This is a genomic window from Cohnella herbarum (assembly GCF_012849095.1).
Taxonomy (GTDB): Bacteria; Bacillota; Bacilli; order Paenibacillales; family Paenibacillaceae; genus Cohnella; species Cohnella herbarum.
Genome location: NZ_CP051680.1, coordinates 8,197,160 through 8,217,119 on the forward strand (window position 1 = coordinate 8,197,160; position 19,960 = coordinate 8,217,119).

Here is a 19,960-nt window from a genome sequence, read left to right on the forward strand (position 1 = left end):
CCGTGCCAACGAAGTCCAACCAAACTCCAGCCCATCAGTCACCAGTTGAACAAGCTCATGTCCATCAGTCGATAACCGATCAAACTTCAGCCTATCGTTCGCCAGCCTATCATTCGTCAGCACGCCAAAGGCCAGCCCGGCAAGCGCCAGTGCGACAAACGCCATCCGGCCAGTCGCAAGCCCATCAAACGCCATCCGGCCAGTCGCAAGCCCATCAAACGCCATCCGGCCAGTCGCAAGCCCATCAAACGCCAGTCCGTCAGTCGCCGGTCCGTCAGTGGCCAGCACGTAGAATAGGGTTTGCCCTTGCGCTTATTGTTGTCCCGATGTTGCTTAGCTCTTGCATGAAATCAGATGCGGGTCCTAGTGCGGCTCCGAAGGAAGAGAAAGCATTGATTCGGTTCTTAGCATCCGAGTATAGCACGGAGACGAAACCGCTTCTGGAGAAGCTTGTTAAGGACTTTGAACTTAAGAATCCGCTGATCGAGGTTGAACTCCAGGTGGCCAACTGGGATATTCTTGATGGGATATATACGAATATGATCAGTAAAAATCAACCGCCGGATTTGCTCAACACGAACGTTTACGCGCATTTCGCCCAAGACGGCCTTCTCAATGATTTTCGAGATATTATCTCTCCTGAGCTAACCCAAAAGTTTTATCCGAATCTACTGGAAATGGATCGGATGGACGATACGCAATATGCCATCCCTTACGTAGCCACCGTTCGGCAATTGTATTACAACAAGGCGTTGTTCCGAAAGGCGGGTATATCTTCTCCGCCGAGAACTTGGTCCGAGTTGAAGGATGCGGCGAAGAAAATCAAGGAAACCGGAGAAGCCGATGGGTTCGGGGTCGATCTGACCGACAACGAGACGCATGCGTATTTGTCATATGTTTTCTACGGATCAGGAGGATCATGGACGAAGGACGGGGCTTGGACGATTAATTCGCCATCGAATGTCGAAGGTCTGACATTTCTCAAGGATCTTTTCGACCAAGGGCTGACGGATCCGGAACCGACCGTAACGACTCGCGACGAGAAACAGCGCATATTAGGCAATGGCGAGCTAGGGATGATGATCTCCGGTAACTATTTTTCTACGGTCGTTCCGAAGGAATTTCCCGAGCTGGAATGGGGAGTAGGACCGATTCCCGTAAAAGACGGAACGCCTCCGATTACCTTCGGCGTGCACGATGTTCTCGTTTCCTTTAAGACGGACCATACGAACAAGGAAGCTCTGTCCAAGTTTTTGGATTTCCTATACGATGATTCCAACTATGAAGAAATGGTAAAACGCGAAGGGTTTCTTCCCGTCACTACGATCGTAGGGAGTCAATTGTCGAGGGGCGACGACAAGATGACAAGTAATTTGGACGCATTAAGCAAAGCTAAATTTTATCCGGTACAAGAGCCTGCGTGGCAAGGCATCCTGGATTACGCGCGCAAGATGGGGGATGCCGTTCTCTACGAGCAAACGACCCCTCAAGCCGCCTTAGACCAGCTTCAGCATTTCGCCGAAACCAAAAGCGGCCGCTAGACAATAATAGCTCAGGGAGTAACGGGCGGGTGCATATCCCCCGTTACTCTTATTTCAGATCGCTCGCACTCTTTCGCTACTCCACTTACCCCAGTTACCAGAAATCCAAGTACCACTGATGAGCAAATCTAGGTACCAACCCGTACCCACCAAATCAACATATCCAGTCAACGCACCAAACCAACGCACCAAACCAACGCACCAAACCAACGCACCAAACCAACGCACCAAACCAACGCACCAAACCAACGCACCAAACCAATGCACCAAGTCAATGTACTAACCTAACGCATTATCTAACCACGGACCAAACTTCACGCACCAAATCCAACGCATCGACCCGGTACCGCCGTAGCGTTAAATCCGCGTAACGAGTATGGCAAAACCCAGTTGACTATTTCATGTTTCTATATTCATTAATTGTATAGATCGTAGTAAATCCGCTTGTGATGAGTTTCTGAACTGCTGTGGAGGGATTATGACTATTAATGCTTCTGAACCGGTATTCATAGTGGTATCTGTATCTAAGCCTATCGGAGACTCGACGATAATTTCCCCGGATAAAAGAATCCGCCTTTTGTAGTTGTCGAAGTTTAGCTTTCTTAAGAATGCTTGGTGCTTCAGGATTGTCGGGTTGCCAGAAAGCGAACATTCCGTTAAATTCCGCCTTGAACATGGCATACCGCACGGAATGAAGTAATTTAAGCGCTGTCCGGTAATTCAGGTCGAGGGTATTGGCAAGCATACGTGCCGAGCAATATTGTCCGGAACCGACCCAATAGAAAGTAAACAACCAGTAACTAAGAGGTAACTTCGTACGATGCATAACCGTGCCGGAGGTAGAAGAGGTTTGAGTTTTGCAGTTGGCGCATTCGTATAAGTTTCTTGTACTAATGACGCTATATTTACTCTCGCCGCACTTCGTACAAATAAACCCGCGAGGCCAGCGGATAGGGAACAGGAAGTTTCGGCAAGCTTGTTCATCCGGGAAAAGCTCCATAAACTCTCGAATGGATAACATGAATGCGAGCCTCCTAACTAGTAACTTGTGTTTTACATTTTAATTATAACGAACAAATGTTCTTATTTCAATATATTTTTTCTATAAATATCCAAATAAATTATCCAAGCAACTCAAAAATTACCTCCTGAGCAAACTGCATATATCCCTCCGGCCTTGTAGAGTAAGAGTTACTCAACGACTGAAGACCTATACGATGTGTGATAAAGGCTGATGCGACTAGCCTAGGTATGTGCATATGACTCAGGAACATTTAATCGAGATATGGTTGAAGTAAGATCTAACTGGCCTAGGTATGTGCATCATATGACTCAGGAGCTTCGAAACGAGATATGCCAGGAGTAATTGGACTGGTTTAGGTATGTGCATATGACTTAGGAACATTGAATCGCGACATGGTTGGAGTAATGTCGGATTGGTCTAGGTATGTGTATATGACTCAGGCAGCTAAGAAACGAGAGGTGATAGTTAGCTTGGAATGGCAGTGTGCCGCTAGCGGACATAGGAGTGAGAATGGGGTGCAGACTGGAAAACGATATGCAAGGGGATATGGAGCGAGGAAGAAAACAAAGAAGAAAACAAAGAATTCGTGGAAGATATTCAATAGAGAGTTCAGCCCTCCCATTCTATGATGAATTCAAGCGCTAGAGTTCGCATTGCGGCTCGACATAAAAGCGTAAAAAACATCATTCGTGGGAGGGTTTGCTTTAATGATTATGAAGAAAAAGTTTTTATCTCTCGGTCTTGCCGCGATTTTGGCGGCCGTATCGCTAACCGGGTGCGGATCGAACAAAGAGGGAGCCTCAAATTCGCCTTCTCCTTCGCCATCCGCATCGTCCGAGTCGTCTGCCCCGGCTGCAACGGAGTCGGCGAGCGCGCCAGCGTCCGAATCGACGGACAACACGGTCAAATTGACGGGCGATTTCGAGATTCAATACTTCGTCGGCGGATATGGGGACAAATGGTGGAAAAAAGTAATTGCCGATTTCAAAGCAGCGAATCCGGATCTGAACGTGAAAGAATCCGGCGGACCGAAAATCAACGATCAAATGAAACCGCGCTGGATCGGAGGAAATCCACCTGATTTCGTGTATATCGACGGAGCTGGTCTGAACGATCGCCAAATGGTAGAGGACGGACAGCTTGAAGATTTAACGGAATGGCTGAAGGACGCTAAGAACGTTGATGGCGACCTGATTACAGATATTCTGGCTCAACCCGCACAGCAGTTCGACGGCAAAATATTCAACATTCCATTGGTTCTCAATTCATGGGGCGTGTTCTGGAACAAAGCGCTGTTCAAGGAAAAAGGCTGGACCGAGCCGACTGATTTCCAATCTTTCCTTGACGTTAGCGACAAGATTAAAGCAGACGGAATAACGCCATTCATTCACACGGGGAAATATCCTTACTATATCAATGGTTCCATTCTGTATCCGGCTATCGTGTCTGCAAACAATAACGATTTCAGCATTCTTCAAGATATGGCCGCTAACAAGGTAGAGGCTTACGAAAGCCCTGCCGTTCTTGCGGCATTGAACAAGATCGTAGCATTGCGCGACAAAGGGTTCATCGATAAAGCGTCTATTCAAATCAACCATACAGACTCGCAAATGCTGTTCTTGCAAAACAAAGACGCATTTATTCCGAACGGGCTCTGGTTGCCTAATGAAATGTCTAAAGACATCCCGGAAGGGTTCGACTTCGGCTTCATTCCTTCCGTAACGCAAGATGCAGGCGGCAAAGTCGTTGCTAACACCTCTACCGCAACCGTAGCCGTCGCTAAGAACGGTAAGAACAAAGATGCGGCTAAAGCGTTCTTGCAGTTCATCTTCTCCAAAGCGCAAGCTTCCCAATGGGCAGAGCTTAGCGGAGCGCCATCTAACATCAAAGGCGATATCAGCAGCTCCAACGCTCCGAACTTCGTTAAAGACGCCGCGAAGTATTTGACGGATCCGAACACGGTTGTCATCCCGACGATTACTTACAACGCGGACGTGGATAAAGCGATGATGGACGCGACAGATGCGCTCACTATCAGCAAAATCACCCCTGAAGAGTGGGTCAAACGCGTAACCGACGTGGTTAAAAAGGTAAGCAAATAAGTCGCTTGAACAGGGTTGAAGCGGAGGGTGATTGAGGCATCGGCCTCGATCATCCTCTGCCAATTTACTCGGAGGGATGGTAGGGAAGTATGAACACAGGGACGGCAAAGTGGCAGCGCAACGTATTTATCGCAGCATTCATCATCCCTACTCTTGTATTCTTCGGTATATTTACGATATATCCGGTAATACAAGGGTTATATTATTCGTTCTTTGATTGGTCCGGGATGTCGAGCAATAAGACGTTCGTCGGTTTTGATAATTTTAAGGAAATGTATCATGATCCGATTGTTTGGAGAGCGATTGGCAACGATTATTTTCTCGTTGCAGGTAAAGTGATCGGGATAATGGCGATCGCCACCTTCTTCGCGGTAGCGCTCACTCGGTTCGGCTTCAAGATGGCAGGGTTTTTCCGTTCGATTTTCTTCATTCCGAATGTCATTTCCGTCGTCGTTATCGGCGTGCTGTGGAATTTCATATATAACCCGCAGATCGGCTTCTTGAATGCTTTTCTCTCGTTATTCACTAAGGATCAAGTTACGATCACATGGCTCGGCTTCACCAATCACACAATATGGATGCTGTTGCCTCCTGCCATATGGGCAGGGATCGGGTTCTATATGATTCTGTTGATCGCGGCGATCCAGAGTATACCTGCTTCTTATTATGAAGCGGCTAGTCTGGAAGGCGCAGGCCAGTGGAAGCAATTCCGTAACATTACGGTTCCGCTCGTTTGGGAGCAGATCAAAGTGTCGATTCTGAACATCATGATGACTACCCTGAATGGTTCGTTTGTTATCGTCTGGATTATGACCGAAGGCGGACCTGACAATAGCACGCAGGTTATGGGATCCTATTTATATCAGATGGCATTCCGTCAATACCATTTCGGATACGGCGCTTCGATCGGGTTTATCATCTTGGTTCTGTCGCTAATAACGACAATCATTCTTCAACGGTTGATGCGTCATGAAACCGTCGAGATGAGCTAAAGGGGGACTTCGAGATGAAATTAGGAAATTTAAATCCGATTACTAAGCTAATTTGCTATGTTATTCTGTTCGCATGGGGAATCTCCGTATTGTATCCATTGCTGTGGACATTATTGGACGCTTTGAAGAACAATGAACAATTTTTTCTTAACGCGCCTTGGTCCTTGCCGGAGTTTCCGCTCCTATGGGAAAATTTCTCCTATGTGTGGAACACCTACAATTTTGGTACTTATTTCGTTAACTCGCTCGTCGTTACGGCCGGCTCGACCGGATTAGGGCTGCTATTGTCGGCTACAACGGCTTATGTGCTGGCGAGATATAAGTTCAAGGGAAGCAACGCCTTATACCTTCTCTATATTTCATCTATGATGATTCCGTTCGTTCTAGCATTAATCCCGCTATTCTTCCTATTGAATTCGATGAATCTCATTAATACGAAACCGGGTTTGATCGTTGTCTATGCTTCAAGCGTACTCGCCTTCGGAATTTTCGTGCTTGTAGGATTTTTCAAGTCATTACCGAAAGAGCTCGAAGAAGCAGCCATCGTAGACGGCGCTTCCCATTTCGGGACGTTCTTTAAGGTAATGCTTCCGTTGTCGCAGCCCGGTCTGATCACGATTGCGATTGTTAATATCCTGAACATTTGGAACGAATACATCGTGGGAACGATTTTGGTCAACGATCCCGCCCAATATACGCTTCCGGTGGAACTCGGAGTTATGCAGGCCGAAATGCAGTATCGTACGGAGTGGGGACCTCTGTTCGCGGGGCTATTCATTACAATCGTACCGGTGCTCGTCATCTATATTTTCTTCCAACGCCAGATCGCGAGCGGAATTACGGCAGGAGCGGTCAAATAAAAACAGACATCACGCGGGGGAACGTAACGTGTCCAAAGAAATGCGAAAACTGCTGATCATGAACACGATCAGCTCGATTATCGCGATTTATATCGGGATATTCGTTAATTTATATATTTGGGAGCACAACCATTCCATTGCGGAAGTATCCCTATATAACATGTCTATGTTCATTAACTGGGGAATATCGTTCGCCATCACAGCGAAGCTGTTGACCCGATTTTCCATACGATTGCCATTGGCGGTTTCCGCGCTCTGCGGGGCCGCTGCTTTCGCGTATTTGGTCTCCGTCCAGTTGGACAACCGAATAGTATGGATCTTGCTGCTTGGCATTCCGGTAGGCGCGATGTTCGGCTTATCGCAAGCCTCTCAGAATTTAAGCCTCGCATTGAGGGGCAAGGGCAGCGAATATGCTCCTTATTTCGCCACGATGATGGTTATCTCGCAAGGGTTATCGATGGCAGTCCCGTTCGTGTCGGCCCAAGTGATCGATTGGAAAGGGTATTCCGGCTCGTTCGGTCTTATGTCGGTATTCGTCGCGATGATGCTCGCCTTTTCTTTTTTTATGCCGAGAATCTCGCTTGCCGCTCAGAGCGTTCAAGGGGAGAAACCGCAACATGCATGGCGATTTCGTTTTCGCGCGGCTTTCGGTCGTCCGGGCTCCAAGTGGATCTTGTTATCCCTGTTGGCGGCGGGAATATTCATGCAATTCCAGAATCTATTTACACTGCTGTTCACCTTCAGCGTTACGGAGGACAAACTTCTGATTGCCTTGCTGAACATGGTGTACACTTGTTGCTCGTTGTTGGGTCTGTGGATGTACCGTAAAATAAAATTCGACGAAATGCGTTGGCTTCGAATCGGGATGGGTTTGCTTGCCGTCGGGTTTCTGATCGTCCTGTTCCGACACCCGGCAGCTTTAATCGTTTCCAACCTGTTAACTTCTATCGGAATGTTTTACTTCACGACGGTATGGAACGCGCAGCAATTCCGTTTTATACAACACGCAGGGCCAGCGGGACAGGCGTCGTTCCTCGTATGGAGGGAAATCCTTCTAGTGGCAACGAGATGCGTTCTGTTGGGGCTAACGTTGCCACTGAAGGATATGGGGGGACGGGGTTCATTCTGATCATCGCCGTTACCGTGGTGAGCTTATTGTCGATACCGGCTTTCCAGCATCGCGCGATGCGAGAAGCGGAATCAGGAAAGCGCGATTCCAACGATCATCAAGAATACGAGCATCAGAAGAGGCAACCCGTTTAGGATAGTGCCTAGAATCGCGAATACTTTCTTTCGGCCGGGCTTTGCCAGCGCAACGATTCCTAGAATGAGGCCGATCAGCACGCCGATTAGTAGAAGCGGGTACAAAATAAGATATCCGATGAAAGGCGTTACCTTGTCGACGATTTCTTCATCCGTCATGAGCCGATTTCCGTTCGCGTCCTGGATCGCGGTGAAGTCGATCGCGTTCATGAACAGAGAAACGATGACGATCGTTAGGATAATAAAGGAAAAAATACTGAAAATCGATAATACGAAAGAAGCGATGCCGAGCCCGCTGTGCTTTAGTGGACCTGTTGGCGCATCGTGAATCGGCGTAAAGGCATTCGGGTTTGCAAAATGTTCATCTTTTTCGTTGTGCTCGTTCATGACTTTCCACCTCAATCACGGTATGATGGTTAGAGTTTCGACTTTCATTTTCCAAGGAGGAAATTTACGAATGAATAAGTATATTAAAATAGGTGCGATTACCGCCATGCTGTCCGTCATATTAGGCGCTTTCGGCGCTCATATGCTGGAAGAGAGGATTTCCGCGGACGCCCTCGACGTATACCAAACCGGCGTTCAATATCATATGTTCCATTCGGCCGGGCTATTGCTAATCGCGCTGTTCATGGATAGAGCGGCATCCACTAAGCTCGCCGTCTGGGCGGCTAGATTGTTGCTCATCGGAATTGTGCTGTTTTCCGGCAGCCTCTATGCTTTGGCATTAAGCGACGTGAAGGTGCTTGGGGCTATAACTCCAATAGGCGGAGTCGCGTTTATCGCCGGATGGATTTGTTTGGCTTTATCGGCGAAGTCCGATAAGAAATCGTAATCTCCACTCGACATATTAGACAATCGATCGGTAAATTCCTTTATATTCCGTTATTTTTATGAGAAAAAATTGGAAAATGCTATACATTGCCGGAGTTTGTTCTATAATAAAAAAGAATACATCGTAGAACGATTTCCCAATGCGGAGGAAGGACGTAGCCTAGTGAACGGATGGTCCGACAATGGACTTTGGCTGGCAGGAATATCTGCCGGCGCAGCTTTGACCGCAGGAGCCGCTTCATTGGGACGGTTTATCGCCCGTAAGCGCAACCAAGCAGCGTCCGCTGGTCCCTCCTATCAATTGGAATTATTGGATTCGCTCTATAATAACAGCCCGATAGCATTTGCGGTAATCGACCGGAACGGGCGATTCGTCGATATTAATCGGGATCCTTCCGATATGGTCGGCTACAGCAAGGAAGAGATGAAAGGCAGATCTTTTGCAACGATGGTAGAAGCGGAGTCCCATGAGCTAACGAAGAAAATCTTCAATCGAACGCTTAATGGGGAAAAGTGCGAACAGGACATTAGAATCGTCCATAAACAAGGGCGTTCCATAGATCTGAACATTCAAACTTCTCCTTTAGTAAGAAGAAATAAAACGATCGGTATTTTGGTATTCATTCAAGATATCAGCGACCGCAAACGCTCTTTGGAACGAATTCGATATATGGCTTATTACGACGATATGACCGGTCTGCCGAACCGTCGGTATTTCTCGAACCGGTTGGACGAGAAGTTAAAGGCCGCGCGGGAGAACGCGACCCGCATTGCGGTTTGTTATTTGGACGTAGACCATTTCAAGCTGGTCAACGCTTCTTTCGGAAGGGATTTCGGGGACATGCTCCTCCTGCAAATCGCGGAACGCTTGAGTCGAAGCTTGACGGAACCGGGGGATCTTGCCCGTATGGAGGGCGACGAATTCGCCGCTTGTTTCGACCGTCTAGCGGGCGATGGCGACGTGAAGAGGCGCTTGGACGAATTAATGTCCGTGCTCGTGGAGCCCTTCGAATTGAACGGCGTGCCGGTATATATCACGGTCAGCATCGGAGTCGCCGTGTGCGACGACGGTTCCGAGGATGCTGCCACCCTATTGAAGAGGGCGGATACGGCGCTGCATCGCGTGAAGGAGAACGGCAAGAACGATTATATGCTGCACCATGGCGATATGGATCATATTGCCTTACATAAGCTTACGATACAGCATGAGATGCGCAGAGCGTTGTTAAACAAAGAATTCCTGCTCTATTATCAGCCTCAATATGATTTGGCTTCCAGTCAGATCGTCGGGATGGAGGCTTTAGTCCGCTGGAACCACCCGGAACGAGGACTTGTTTCTCCCGGGGAGTTCATTCCCGCGGCGGAAGAGAGCGGAATCATCGTGCCCCTGGGGGACTGGGTTATCGAGGAAGCATGCAAACAGAATAAAGCATGGCAGGATGCGGGAATGCCCAAAATTCCGGTATCCGTTAATTTGTCCATGAGACAATTCTCTCAACGCAATCTTACGGATAAAGTGAACGAAATCTTGCAACAAACGGGACTGGAATCCCGGTATTTGGAGCTTGAGATCACGGAGAGCATGACGATGGACGTCGAGCGGGCATCCCAGTGCTTGAAGGAATTAACGGATCTGGGCGTCAATATTAGCATCGACGATTTCGGAACGGGATATAGTTCTTTTCACTATTTGAAAAACTTGCCGATCGCTAGACTTAAGATCGATCGCTCTTTCGTCAGGGACATCCAACAGGATCCCAATGACGCCGCGATCGTCGCGGCTATTATCGCGATGGCTCATAATTTGCAGTTGCAGGTCATCGCCGAGGGCGTAGAGACGGAGAAACAGGTTCTGTTTTTACGTTCCCATAGATGCGATGAAATGCAAGGATATTTCGGTAGTCCACCTCTCTCGAGCGCGGGCGTTCAAGAGTTGCTTTTGGAGAAACACAATCGTCCCGCTCTTCCGTTATTCCACTAAAAAACTAGCTAAATAACCGGGTTGCAAAAAAGGAGATTGCCTAGGCGATCTCCTTTTTTGACGATTGCAGAAAGTATAAAATCCGCTATCCATTTCTGAATCGTCTCCGACATAAACGTTATCCCGCCATCCCCAAGGACGGCGATAGCCGCTTATGCTTGCATGGAACTAAGCAATAAAAAAAGACATTTTCAATAGGCCGTCGGTCACCTTGACACATACAATATATTGAGATAAATTATAACAAGCAGCTATACATATTGTGTTTGATGCCATGAGAGGAGAACTGAAAAATGCTGATTGCATATGATTCCAAGACAGGTAACGTACGGAGGTTTATAGATAAATTAAAGCTTCCTTCGGTTCAAATCGAGGAGTCTATGGATATCGATCAGAGTTTCGTTCTCGTTACTTACACAACCGGATTCGGTCAAGTACCGGAGAAAGTCATGTCTTTCCTGAAGCGAAACCACGAGAAGCTGCGGGGAGTTTCCGCAAGCGGAAATCGGAACTGGGGAGATGGATTCGCGCTCAGCGCGGATCGCATTTCGGAGATGTACGGCGTTCCCGTCATCAGCAAATTCGAGCTGTCCGGCACGACGCGGGACGTTGAAAGATTCGTACAGGAGGTGCGTGCAGTTGCGTCATATTGAGTTAAACAATTTATTAATGCAAAGAGATCCGGAAGGTTTCTTCCAATTGGATAAAGACCGCGAAGCCGTGGAAGAGTTCATGGCCGACGTCAATCGCAAGAGCATCCGATTTGAGTCGACGATCGATAAAGTACGATATATGGTAGACAAGGACTTCTATGAGAATGTTTTTAACCAATTCAGCGAGCGGCAGATCGAAGAAATATACGAACTCGCTTATCGTTACGATTTCCAATTCAAGTCTTACATGGCTGCATCTAAGTTCTACACGGATTATGCCGTTAAGACCGACGATAAATCGCAATATCTAGAGCATTTCGCGGATCGCGTAGCGATCGTAGCGTTGCATCTGGCAAGAGGCGACTACGGCATTGCGCGTTCGCTGACCTCCGCCATGATGGAGCAGCGCGTGCAACCCGCGACTCCGACGTTCCTTAACGCGGGCAAGAGCCGTCGCGGCGAAATGGTTTCCTGCTTCCTATTGGAAATGGACGACTCGCTTAATTCGATTAACTACGGAGTCGGAACCTGCATGCAATTGTCGAAGATCGGCGGCGGCGTTGCGGTGAACCTGTCGAAAATCCGCGGACGCGGAGAGGCGATTAAAGGCGTCGAAGGCGCTGCGAAAGGCATTATGCCGGTGCTGAAACTGATGGAGGATGCGTTCTCTTACGCGGATCAGATGGGACAACGCAAAGGCTCCGGCGCGGGTTATTACAACATCTTCGGTTGGGACGTCATGGAGTTTCTCGATAGCAAAAAAATTAACGCAGACGAGAAAACGCGCCTTAAAACATTGTCGATCGGTCTGATCGTTCCCGATAAATTCTATCAACTGGCGGAGAAGAACGAGCAGTTGCACGTATTCGCGCCTTACACGGTATTCAAAGCCTACGGTCAGCATCTGGACGATCTGGATATCGACACGATGTACGATACGCTCTTGGCCGACGATCGGGTAAAGAAGAAAGTCATCATGAGCGCGCGCGACATGCTCGTGAAGATCGCGACGACCCAATTGGAGTCGGGATATCCTTACATCATGAACAAGTCCAACGCGAACAACGCTCATGCGCTTAAAGATATCGGAAACGTTAAAATGTCCAATCTTTGCACGGAAATTTTCCAACTGCAAGAAACGTCGGAAATCGGCGATTACTACGAACCGGATACGATTCGCAGAGACATTAGCTGTAACTTGGCTTCTCTGAATATCGCTAACGTCATGGGCTTGGGTAAAGTTAAAGAATCGGTACACGAAGGCATCATTGCCCTGACCGCGGTTAGCGATATGACAACGGTTTCAAACGCTCCCGGCGTTGCCAAAGCCAATCAAGAGCTGCATTCCGTAGGGCTTGGAGCGATGAACTTGCACGGCTACCTGGCGAAGAACAAGATCGCCTACGAAAGCGCGGAAGCTCGAGATTTCGTTCGTACGTTCTTCATGATGATGAATTTCCACTCGCTGGAGAAAAGCATGGAAATCGCTCGGAATAGCGGAGTTACCTTCCAAGGCTTCGAGTTATCGGAATACGCGAAAGGCACTTACTTCGATCGGTATCTCACGACGGATTACCGTCCCGCGACGGAGAAGGTCAAGACGCTGTTCGAAGGAATCGCCGTTCCTTCCCCTGAGGATTGGAAGAAGCTGAAAGCGGACGTAGCCGAGAACGGATTGTACCACGCGTACCGCTTAGCGATCGCGCCTACGCAAAGCATCTCGTATATACAGAACGCGACGTCGAGCGTCATGCCGATCGTAGAGCCGATCGAGACTCGTACATATGCGAATTCGACGACTTATTATCCGATGCCGTTCTTGAGTCGCGACAATTTCTTTTATTATAAATCGGCTTACCAGATGGATCAGTTCAAGGTCATCGACCTGATCGCCGAGATTCAGCCTCACGTCGACCAAGGAATCTCGACCGTTCTTCACGTGAACAGCGACGTCACGACGCGCCAACTTTCCCGTTTCTACGTATACGCGGCCAAGAAAGGCCTTAAATCGCTGTATTATACGCGAACGAATAGGTTGTCCGTAGAAGAATGCATAACCTGCTCCGTGTAAAATAGGTACTTTCAAAAAGTCAGGAAACCTGACTTTTTGAGCTTTTAATATAAGCATTAGGAGGACTCGGATTATTATGTGCGCTTATAAAGCCGTCAATTGGAATCGTCCCGACGATGATTTCACGATTACTTTCTGGAATCAGAACATTATGCAATTCTGGACGGACGAAGAAATTCCGTTATCCGACGATAAGATGTCTTGGATGATGTTAAGCGAAGCGGAGCGCGAGCTCTATATGAAGGTTCTGGGAGGCTTGACGCTTCTCGATACCGTGCAGGGCGGAGTCGGCATGCCGAGGATTCTAGAGCATGTAGATGGGCTTCAGCGTAAAGCCGTACTCGGGTTCATGGGGATGATGGAGCAGATTCACGCTAAGTCCTATAGCAGTATTTTCACGACGTTGGCAACGACCGAAGAGATCGATAGCGTATTTCGCTGGGTAGAGAGCAATCCTTACTTGCAGACGAAAGCGGACACGATCGTCGAATATTATAACAACATCGAAACGCCGAAGAGCTTGTTCCTGGCAATGGCCGCATCGGTACTTCTGGAAAGCTACTTGTTCTATAGCGGGTTCTTCTATCCGCTTTACTTAGCCGGTCAGGGCAAGATGACTAGCAGCGGAGAAGTGATCGACTTGATCCTTCGCGATGAAAGCATTCACGGTTTGTACGTAGGCGTTCTTGCGCAGGAAGTATACGCCAAGCTGGACGAAGACGAACAGAAGGAAGCCTACGAGGTTATGCACGGGCTGCTAATGTATCTTCACCAGAACGAAGAGAAGTACACGGACGAGCTGTATACTTCCATCGGGTTGGCGGAGGAAGTGAAGAAGTTCATTCGCTACAATGCCAATAAGGCGTTCATGAATATGGGATTCGATCCCGTCTTCGAGGAAGAAGAAGTGAATCCGATCGTATTCAACGGGATCAGCACCCGTACGAAGCAGCATGACTTTTTCTCGAAAAAAGGAAACGGATACGTTCGTACCATCCACGTGGAAGCGATGACGGACGACGATTTCTCCTTCGACTTCAACTCGAAATCATAAATAAAAAGGACTTGGGCAAGGGATTCGGATCCCTTACTCAAGTCCTTTTTCTATTAATCGGTCTCAGTCCACGAAGTCGTCGATCTCGTTTAAGCCGACGGTGTACACTTGTTTCTCGTCGACATGATAAACCGTGAGCAACTGAGTTCCGGCGTCGAAATTGATTACTCGGCAAGGAATGCTCATCTTCACTCCCAGACCTTTGTTAATATTCAATCGAATAAGCTTGTTGTTCTCGATAAATTGACGAATTTTTATTTCAAGCGGGTTAGGCTGGGGCGGTGCTTTTACTGCGGCTTTCTTCGATGAAGAAGCGGGCGGGTTTGCTTTCTCGACCGTTGACGTCGGTTGCATATCGGCCACGATTCTGTAATCAGCGAAGTCGGCATGGTTTAGAACTTGACGAAGTTGAACTAATGCGGCGCCCTTGCTGGAGGCGGAAACGTTAATTTCCACGTGGAATCGGTAGGAGCCATCTGATGTTTGATTTGATCGGGTCATTCTGATGCCTCCATTAGAGTGCGTAGTTCATCGAAACTATGCCTTAATTCCTAATATATCATGAATTTTTAGTCGAAAAAAGTCTAATGGGTCTAAATGCCCTGAAAAATGAATCTTACGATGCATATTCTATATCGCATGATCCTATGCCAACCGAAAGGCAGGGAGGTGATATGCTTGGTAAGGGTTATTCCGCTTCAAATCGATGATTGGACGGCGGTCGGCGTCGAAGTCCTATTGCCTAGAACGACATTGCTGGCGATCACGGCTGGCGATGGTTATATCATGTGCGGCGCGTTGGATGTTCAGCTTCTGAACGAAAGGCTTAAAGATCGCGAGATCGTCGCGGGTCGAGCCGTCGGCGTTAAGACGCTGCAGCAGTTGCTCGATGCGCCCCTCGAATCCGTAACCGATTCCGCTCGCAAATTAGGGATTACTGTAGGAATGAGCGGTCAAGAAGCGATTCGCATCATGGCGAAAGCAGCTTCTTGACGTTTCATCCGCATTTCAAAATGAGTTGTCGAACAGTTGTCGTAAATTATCGGAATAGGGAGCCTTGATAATGCCTTTTTCCGTAACGATCGCGGTGACGAGTTCATTCGGGGTAATATCGAATGCCGGATTGTAAATCGCGACGCCTTGGGGGCGGTGCGTTTGCCGAATCCGACGGCTACTTCGTCCGAATGGCGTTCTTCGATCGGAATGTCGGCGCCGGTTGGCGTCGACAGATCGATGGTCGATAGCGGACAAGCTACATAGAAAGGGATGTTGTGCGCCTTAGCCAATACGGCAACGCTGTAGGTGCCGATCTTGTTCGCGACGTCCCCGTTCGCGGCTACGCGGTCGGTCCCGACGATGACCGCTTGAATCCAGCCTTTGGACATGACGTGCCCCGCCATGTTATCGCAGATCAACGTAACGTCGACTCCGGCTTGCTGAAGCTCGAATGCGGTCAGGCGAGCGCCTTGCAGCACCGGCCGGGTCTCATCGGCGAACACCTTAAGATGAATTCCTTGCTCCAAAGCCAAGTAGAAGGGAGCAAGCGCGGTGCCGTACTTGGCGGTTGCGAGTCCGCCGGCGTTGCAATGCGTCAATACGCCCATCCCGTCCTCGAACAACGTGAGCGCATGCTCCCCGATTCGGCGGTTCGTCGCTTCGTCTTCCGCCTGAATAAGCTGCGCTTCGGCAAGAAGTGCCAGATTGGCTTCAGTCGTTAACTTATCGCCCTGCTCCAAATCCCGCGCGTAGGCTTTCATCCGATCCAGCGCCCAGAACAAATTGACCGCAGTCGGTCTGGAAGTCGCCAAATATTCGGCATGACGTTCGACTTCGGCCAACCAATCCTGCGTCGAGCCCGCGAATCTGGCAACGCCGAGCACGACGCCGTACGCGGCGGCGATTCCAATCGCCGGCGCTCCCCTTACCTTAAGCTCCCGAATGGCTTCCCAGACGTCTTGCGGCGTCGTCAGGCGCAAGTAGACCGTTTCCTCTGGGAGCAATCTTTGATCCAACAAGGATAAAGCGTCGTCCTCCCATCGCAACGATTGCAATACCTCGTTAATGCCTTGCCCTTGTTTCGCACTCATTCCTATTACTCCTCTCGACTCTCGCTCGTTAAGGTAAACCTTTTATGCTTTGGCGGCGGAATCGGCAATATCGATCAGTTGTTCGATGGACGCGAGTTGACGGTTGCGCTTGATCAGGTTCGTACCGATCGCCAGCGCTAATCTTTGCGCTTTCGCGCGTACGGCCGGATCGGGAATACGATCGATATCCGCGACGTGCGCGAGCCCGACGATTCTCCGTACCATTTTCGCTCCCGTGTAGCCTATCGTATCTTGCAGGAGGTTACGCAAGTACAAATCCTTATAGCCTGGCGTTTTCGCGATTCGATCCGTGCCGTGTTCATCCCATAAACCGCGGAATTTACGCTCGAAGCCAACCCAAATTTCGCGAATCGTCTTAATCAAATATTGTCTGCGCTCAACGCGCGCCGTCTCATCGGCGGACCAATGTTCTTGTGAGGCATAGTGAAGCAACAGATTCGCTATAACCGCGCCGACATCGAATCCGATCGGTCCGAAGTACGCGAATTCTGGATCGATGACTTTGGTCGATTCCGGGGTAATGAAGATGCTTCCGGTATGAAGATCTCCGTGCAGCAGCGCTTGCGCGTGAGTGAGAAACTTCTCTCTCAGAATCGCGACTTCCAAATGCAACTCGGCGTCGGACCATAGCCGTTCCGCATCTGCCTGCAAATGCGGGTCGAAGCTGTTCGTATCCGCATCCGTATAAGGATGATCGAAGATGAGATCTTCCGTGATTTTGCACAGATCGGGATTGGCGAACGAACGGGCCAACAGTTTCTTCTCCTGCTGATTCATTCCCAGATCGGAAGTGAAGAACAGCGTCTTCGCCAGGAAATCGGAAATATCGTCCGCGAATTTCGGGTATACTCCGCCGTCGATCAATCCTTGACGCATAATCGCATGGCTGCTCAAATCTTCCATGATCGTTAGCGCCAGTTCATGATCCGCGTGATAAACCTTCGGAACTAGCCCGGAAGCCAGCCGTTCTTGCAAGATTAACGCTTCGCTCTCGATGCGCGCGCGATCAAGAGAAAGCGGCCACGATTCGCCGACGACTTTGGCGTAAGGCAGCGCTTGTTTCACGATCAGGCTGCGGCCGGAAGAGGGTTGGCTTACGTGAAAGACGAGATTCAAGTTTCCGTCGCCGATTTCGCGGCATACGAGTTCGCCTTCTTTATCGAAATGACCGGAAATCGTGCGGGCGATCTGGATCGCTTCCGCCTCGTTTAATGGATGATAATTGCTCAAAATGAATCGCCTCCACGGGGTTATCCGATAGGTTCAGTTGTATTATTCAACGGATGATCTAGATGTAAGTATAAAGCACTTTCAATATGGTTTAAAGTAGTGGGATTTCTCGGCATGGATTTTCGAACAATCGCAATAAAAGTCAGTTTTATCTACCTATTGTTGGGTTTTGGAGGACTGACCCTACTAGCTCGCCCATGTTAATTTGTAAGTAATAGGCAGAACACTTACCGATGGGAGAGGATCTAGTTCGATGAGGAAAATGAATCCGGTTTCCGTTCCGCAGGTTAGCATTAAAGACGAGTTCTGGGCGCCGAGACAATCGCTTGTGCGAGACGTCGTCGTCCCATATCAATGGGAGGCGCTTAACGACCTGATTCCCGGCGCGGAGCCGAGCGGAACGATCGCGAATTTCAGGGCGGCGGCCGGAGAGCGGGAAGCTTCCCATCACGGGTTCGTCTTCCAGGACAGCGATCTGGCAAAATGGCTGGAGACGGTAGGTTTCGTGCTGCAAGCCAAGCGCGACGAGGCGCTCGAGAAACTCGCCGACGAAGCCATCGATCTGATCGGCCGCGCCCAGCAGTCCGACGGATACTTGGACACGTACTACCAACTTCAGAAGCCCGGCGAACAGTGGACGAACGTACGGGACGATCACGAGATGTATAATGCCGGACATTTCATGGAAGCGGCCGTCGCTTATTACGAAGCAACGGGTAAGCCGAAAGTGTTGGATATTCTTTGCAAGTTCGCCAATCACATCGTCGACGTGTTCGGTCCGGGAGAGGGTCAGAAGCCGGGATATTGCGGACATCCGGAGATCGAGCTGGCGCTGGTTAAGCTCTACAGGCTGACGGGTAACGTTGCCTATCTGGAAACCTCGAAGTTTTTCGTTGACGAGCGGGGCAAAGAGCCTAACTACTTCGACGTCGAGCTGGCCCGGCGCCGCGAAGCCGGCAAGAAAGAGAGGGTCGATCGGCGCAAGATGGCTTATTTTCAAGCGCATGCCCCGATTCGGGAACAGCAGACGGCAGAAGGACATGCCGTTCGTGCCGTATATCTCTTCGCGGGCGCGACGGATATCGCGGATGAATACGATGACGCCTCTTTGCTGGACGCCGTTCGCTCTCTATGGAACAACACGGTTCAGAAACGGATGTACGTGACGGGCGGCATAGGCTCCTCGGATTCATTCGAAGCGTTCTCCTTCGATTACGACTTGCCGAATGAGCGTGCTTATGCGGAAACGTGCGCTTCGATCGGACTCATGAACTGGGGCCATCGACTTCTTCAGATCGAAGCGGACTCCAAGTACGCGGATACGATGGAACGTACGTTATATAACGGGTTGTTAAGCGGGATATCTTTGGACGGCCGAAGCTATTTCTACGTTAACCCGCTGGAAGTATGGCCCGTCATTTCAGGCAAGAGGGACGATATTCCGGGGGCGACCCTCCGCCGCCAGCCTTGGTTCGGCTGCGCTTGCTGTCCTCCGAACATCGCCCGGCTGATCGCTTCTCTGGGAAAATATATTTACTCCGCGAACGAGAATGAACTATACGTGCACCTCTATATCGGAAGCCAAGTTACGCAGGACATCGGCGGACGGCAGGTGACCGTGTCCCAGCAAACGAACTATCCGTGGGACGGGGCCGTAGGCATTCGGATCGAGACGGAAGCTCCGACCGAATTTACGATAGCGCTGCGTCTCCCGGCCTGGTGTCGGCGGGCGCAACTGAGAGTAAACGGACAACGGATCGACCCGGTGCTATCTACGGAACGGGGATACGTGAAAATCAATCGCGAATGGCAAAAGGGCGATTCGATCGAATTGGACATGGAGATGCGCGTAGAACTCGTCCGTTCCCATCCGGAGCTAAGGGAAGCGGCGGGGAAAGTCGCGGTGCAACGGGGACCGGTCGTGTATTGCATGGAAGAAACGGATAACGGCGATAATCTGCGGGACGTGCAGCTCTCGTCCGAAGCTTCGTTCTTCGGAAAGTACGAGCCGAACCTATTGAACGGCGTCTACGTGCTCGCGTCGGATGACGGTTGGAGAACGGAAGCGTCTTCGGTAACGGACGATCTATACGTCGCAAAACGTTACGGCAAAGTTCCCGCATCGCTTCGTTTCGTCCCCTATTACGCGTGGGCGAACCGCTCGGAAGGCGAGATGTCCGTGTGGGTTCGGGAACGGGAAACGGCGGCCAACTAATCTTCGATCGTTAATTCGCAGAAGCCGGGAGA

The 19,960-nt window shown here is 49.6% G+C and carries 16 protein-coding genes and 1 pseudogene; 12 read left to right on the forward strand and 5 right to left on the reverse strand.

The window, feature by feature from the left end; translation table 11 throughout:
• The first annotated feature begins 2 nt into the window (after positions 1–2).
• Positions 3–1,541 carry an extracellular solute-binding protein gene (locus tag HH215_RS34410; RefSeq protein ID WP_169284031.1) on the forward strand — a complete coding sequence of 513 codons (1,539 nt, stop codon included), beginning with the start codon at positions 3–5 and terminating at the stop codon, positions 1,539–1,541.
• Between the two features lie 394 nt (positions 1,542–1,935).
• Here HH215_RS34410 and HH215_RS34415 read toward each other — a convergent pair whose 3' ends face one another.
• On the reverse strand, positions 1,936–2,562 hold the full coding sequence (locus HH215_RS34415) for a transposase (protein WP_169284032.1): 627 nt from the start codon (positions 2,560–2,562) through the stop codon (positions 1,936–1,938).
• A 710-nt stretch (positions 2,563–3,272) separates the two neighbouring features.
• Here HH215_RS34415 and HH215_RS34420 point away from each other — a divergent pair.
• The 4 genes from HH215_RS34420 (at position 3,273) to HH215_RS34435 (ending at position 7,648) form a co-directional block, all read left to right on the forward strand.
• The gene (locus tag HH215_RS34420) at positions 3,273–4,667 is read left to right on the forward strand and encodes an ABC transporter substrate-binding protein (RefSeq protein ID WP_169284033.1); all 1,395 of its coding nucleotides are present in this window, start codon (positions 3,273–3,275) and stop codon (positions 4,665–4,667) included.
• A gap of 89 nt (positions 4,668–4,756) precedes the next feature.
• Positions 4,757–5,659, forward strand: coding sequence for a carbohydrate ABC transporter permease (locus tag HH215_RS34425; protein WP_169284034.1), 903 nt, complete (start codon positions 4,757–4,759; stop codon positions 5,657–5,659).
• Positions 5,660–5,673: 14 nt separating this feature from the next.
• Positions 5,674–6,519, forward strand: a complete 846-nt coding sequence (locus HH215_RS34430) for a carbohydrate ABC transporter permease (RefSeq protein WP_169284035.1) — start codon at positions 5,674–5,676, stop codon at positions 6,517–6,519.
• Positions 6,520–6,547: 28 nt separating this feature from the next.
• Positions 6,548–7,648: an MFS transporter gene (locus HH215_RS34435; RefSeq protein ID WP_169284036.1), complete on the forward strand. Its 1,101-nt coding sequence runs from the start codon at positions 6,548–6,550 to the stop codon at positions 7,646–7,648.
• A 71-nt stretch (positions 7,649–7,719) separates the two neighbouring features.
• Here the strand turns inward: HH215_RS34435 and HH215_RS34440 are convergent, their stop codons facing one another.
• The gene (locus HH215_RS34440; protein ID WP_169284037.1) at positions 7,720–8,169 is read right to left on the reverse strand and encodes a hypothetical protein; all 450 of its coding nucleotides are present in this window, start codon (positions 8,167–8,169) and stop codon (positions 7,720–7,722) included.
• Positions 8,170–8,239: 70 nt separating this feature from the next.
• On the opposite strand from HH215_RS34440, the gene HH215_RS34445 reads away from it, so the two are divergent.
• From HH215_RS34445 to nrdF, 5 genes are all read left to right on the forward strand, one after another.
• Positions 8,240–8,617 carry a DUF423 domain-containing protein gene (locus tag HH215_RS34445; protein ID WP_169284038.1) on the forward strand — a complete coding sequence of 126 codons (378 nt, stop codon included), beginning with the start codon at positions 8,240–8,242 and terminating at the stop codon, positions 8,615–8,617.
• A gap of 162 nt (positions 8,618–8,779) precedes the next feature.
• A complete protein-coding gene (locus tag HH215_RS34450; RefSeq protein ID WP_254450305.1) occupies positions 8,780–10,597 on the forward strand; it encodes a putative bifunctional diguanylate cyclase/phosphodiesterase in 1,818 nt (605 codons plus the stop codon).
• A 293-nt stretch (positions 10,598–10,890) separates the two neighbouring features.
• Positions 10,891–11,250: a class Ib ribonucleoside-diphosphate reductase assembly flavoprotein NrdI gene (nrdI, locus tag HH215_RS34455; protein ID WP_169284039.1), complete on the forward strand. Its 360-nt coding sequence runs from the start codon at positions 10,891–10,893 to the stop codon at positions 11,248–11,250.
• Positions 11,237–13,321, forward strand: coding sequence for a class 1b ribonucleoside-diphosphate reductase subunit alpha (nrdE, locus tag HH215_RS34460; RefSeq protein WP_169284040.1), 2,085 nt, complete (start codon positions 11,237–11,239; stop codon positions 13,319–13,321). Before nrdI ends, nrdE begins: the two co-directional genes overlap by 14 nt.
• 76 nt (positions 13,322–13,397) lie before the next feature.
• Positions 13,398–14,375, forward strand: a complete 978-nt coding sequence (nrdF, locus tag HH215_RS34465; RefSeq protein WP_169284041.1) for a class 1b ribonucleoside-diphosphate reductase subunit beta — start codon at positions 13,398–13,400, stop codon at positions 14,373–14,375.
• 63 nt (positions 14,376–14,438) lie between these two features.
• On the opposite strand, the gene HH215_RS34470 is transcribed toward nrdF, so the two are convergent.
• Entirely contained in the window at positions 14,439–14,876 is a 438-nt protein-coding gene (locus tag HH215_RS34470) for a hypothetical protein (protein ID WP_169284042.1), read from the reverse strand.
• A 177-nt stretch (positions 14,877–15,053) separates the two neighbouring features.
• Between HH215_RS34470 and HH215_RS34475 the strand changes: the two genes are divergently transcribed.
• Complete coding sequence (locus HH215_RS34475) at positions 15,054–15,368, forward strand: YunC family protein (RefSeq protein ID WP_169284043.1); 315 nt, start codon at positions 15,054–15,056, stop codon at positions 15,366–15,368.
• A gap of 15 nt (positions 15,369–15,383) precedes the next feature.
• Here the strand turns inward: HH215_RS34475 and mtnA are convergent.
• Both mtnA and mtnK read right to left on the reverse strand, forming a co-directional pair.
• Positions 15,384–16,462, reverse strand: a pseudogene (gene mtnA / locus HH215_RS34480) (S-methyl-5-thioribose-1-phosphate isomerase).
• A gap of 42 nt (positions 16,463–16,504) precedes the next feature.
• Positions 16,505–17,713, reverse strand: coding sequence for an S-methyl-5-thioribose kinase (gene mtnK / locus HH215_RS34485; RefSeq protein ID WP_169284044.1), 1,209 nt, complete (start codon positions 17,711–17,713; stop codon positions 16,505–16,507).
• A 253-nt stretch (positions 17,714–17,966) separates the two neighbouring features.
• Here mtnK and HH215_RS34490 point away from each other — a divergent pair, with 253 nt between their 5' ends.
• Positions 17,967–19,928, forward strand: a complete 1,962-nt coding sequence (locus HH215_RS34490; RefSeq protein ID WP_254450306.1) for a glycoside hydrolase family 127 protein — start codon at positions 17,967–17,969, stop codon at positions 19,926–19,928.
• Positions 19,929–19,960: the final 32 nt, after the last annotated feature.

What these genes read in the sequence shown, in the direction of transcription:
- HH215_RS34415 (WP_169284032.1), bottom strand. Translation starts at nt 2,562, where the DNA reads ATGTTATCCATTCGAGAGTTTATGGAGCTTTTCCCGGATGAACAAGCT.
- HH215_RS34430 (WP_169284035.1), top strand. Translation starts at nt 5,674, where the DNA reads ATGAAATTAGGAAATTTAAATCCGATTACTAAGCTAATTTGCTATGTT.
- HH215_RS34470 (WP_169284042.1), bottom strand. Translation starts at nt 14,876, where the DNA reads ATGACCCGATCAAATCAAACATCAGATGGCTCCTACCGATTCCACGTG.
- HH215_RS34425 (WP_169284034.1), top strand. Translation starts at nt 4,757, where the DNA reads ATGAACACAGGGACGGCAAAGTGGCAGCGCAACGTATTTATCGCAGCA.
- HH215_RS34440 (WP_169284037.1), bottom strand. Translation starts at nt 8,169, where the DNA reads ATGAACGAGCACAACGAAAAAGATGAACATTTTGCAAACCCGAATGCC.
- nrdI (WP_169284039.1), top strand. Translation starts at nt 10,891, where the DNA reads ATGCTGATTGCATATGATTCCAAGACAGGTAACGTACGGAGGTTTATA.
- HH215_RS34420 (WP_169284033.1), top strand. Translation starts at nt 3,273, where the DNA reads ATGATTATGAAGAAAAAGTTTTTATCTCTCGGTCTTGCCGCGATTTTG.
- HH215_RS34490 (WP_254450306.1), top strand. Translation starts at nt 17,967, where the DNA reads ATGAGGAAAATGAATCCGGTTTCCGTTCCGCAGGTTAGCATTAAAGAC.
- nrdF (WP_169284041.1), top strand. Translation starts at nt 13,398, where the DNA reads ATGTGCGCTTATAAAGCCGTCAATTGGAATCGTCCCGACGATGATTTC.
- HH215_RS34445 (WP_169284038.1), top strand. Translation starts at nt 8,240, where the DNA reads ATGAATAAGTATATTAAAATAGGTGCGATTACCGCCATGCTGTCCGTC.